Consider the following 1,816-nt stretch of genomic DNA (forward strand, 5'->3'; position numbering starts at 1 on the left):
CATAGTGATTGGTTCTTTTTGCCAGCGACCATGTGAGCCAAATCGTAATACCAATAATTCCAATAGAGATGGAAATCAGCGGCACAAGATATTTGAGAATCACGCCGACTGTGACGCTCATCATGCACGCAACCAAAGCGGTATCTGTGCAAAAATTGGTAATCGATGTCTGTACACCCGGATCAATCAAATGATCTGCTTTCAGCTTTCTCATAACAAATACGGCGAGATTGCCAATCAACACAACCCATGCAAACATCATAGAATACACCATTGTCTCATGCTTTGGGTCGATAAGGGAAACCAGTAAATAAGTCAAAAAATAGATTCCAAGCATAAATGCCCACTGAAAGGTTAAGGTGTCTATGCTTGCGCGATGTGTTGTCTGATTGCCCAACAGCTGGCTTGTCTCTTTGCGGTACACTCCGTTTTCCAGTTCTGTATCAAATTCCGATTTCGGAAGTGCAGTCAATTTTTTCTTAAAGAAATAATTGCAGATTGGTACACCAATGAGTACCGCAGACAAGTATCCGACCATGGCAAAAAACAAACCAATCTGCGGTGCATCCAACAACGCTTGTCCGCCAACAGAGTTAATCCATGTCTTTGCCATAGCAAGCGCCTGTACCGGTCCTTGTGCAAAACCGTGCGCCGCAAGCATTCCGTATAATGGGTTAAAATCGCTCCACGCGGTTTTTTCAAAAACAAGGGATAATAGCCCAGCAAATACAATTTGAATGGAAATCAACGCGCCCCACACCAATGCCAGCCACAATCCACCTCTGACATTTTTCTCGCTCTTCTGTTCTGTCTCAGATCGTACCACTTTTTTCGTCGTTGCCAACGTAATAGACAGAAAGCCAAGGTTCAGCAAATGAAACGATATTGTTTCAAATACTCGCTGCGGTATGGGGATAACGCCAAGATTGATGAGAATAAAACCAATGATTCCTGCAATTATGCTGGCTGGCAGCAGAGATTTCCGAAAAAACGGAATCTGTTTTCGGAGCAAGACTCCCAATAAAAGCAGTACAGCCATAATTCCCGTAATAAGAAACGGTGCTGTCGTTTCATTAAAGTCTAACATGTTTTTCCTTTCTTCTTTATGTCAATTCAGTATACAACTGGATTAACATGTCTTTTGTAATCGGTTTTGGATTATTCCGCAGGTTCGGATGCTGGCTGTCCTCAGCCAGCTGATGAATCTGCTGCTCTGTCAAAGAGAAATCCTTCAAATTTGTGCGCAGATGAATCGCTTGCTTCAATTGAAATATGCGTTGTGCAAGGGCAAGCGGATTTTCAAATCCCAAGCGGTTAGCAAGCTCCTGTACGCGAGGAATATCCGCGTCTATGCGAATAAACCAGTCTAATGTCAGTCCACAAGCTTCTCCATGCGGAATGCCATATTGTGCAGTCAGTGGATAAGAGCACGCATGAGGTCCGGTTGTCTTTGGCAGAGCAAACGCAAGACCTGCTGTGACAGATGCTTCTGCCAGCGCACTCCGTGCAGTCTTATCATCACCGTGCGCAACAGCTTGTTCCAAGTTCTGCAAAATCAACATCGCCGCGTGAACGGCAAGTGCATCACAAATCGGTTGATGATGCACGCTGATAAATCCCTCTATGGCATGGCAAAGTGCATCTATACCTGTCACGGCTGTCAATCTTGGCGATTGTGTTCGCGTGAGTTCCGGATCAACCAAAGCAATCTGCGCAGTCAAAGAATCTGCACTTAACGGCAATTTGCGTTTTCCGTCACTCAGCACACTAACACTGGTCACTTCACTTCCGGTTCCCGCCGTTGTTGGAATAGCAA

Annotated in this window: 2 protein-coding genes; both read right to left on the reverse strand. The window is 45.0% G+C overall.

What is annotated here, in order from left to right; genetic code table 11:
* Positions 1 to 1,087, reverse strand: a 1,087-nt coding sequence (locus tag ACR0P9_RS11925; RefSeq protein ID WP_432620433.1) for a hypothetical protein, incomplete at its 3' end; no start/stop codon positions are given.
* A gap of 16 nt (positions 1,088 to 1,103) precedes the next feature.
* The coding region (locus ACR0P9_RS11930) for an iron-containing alcohol dehydrogenase (protein WP_432620435.1) at positions 1,104 to 1,816 on the reverse strand (713 nt) is incomplete at its 5' end.

It is taken from the genome of Butyricicoccus sp., assembly GCF_050872565.1.
Taxonomy (GTDB): domain Bacteria; phylum Bacillota; class Clostridia; order Oscillospirales; family Butyricicoccaceae; genus Butyricicoccus_A.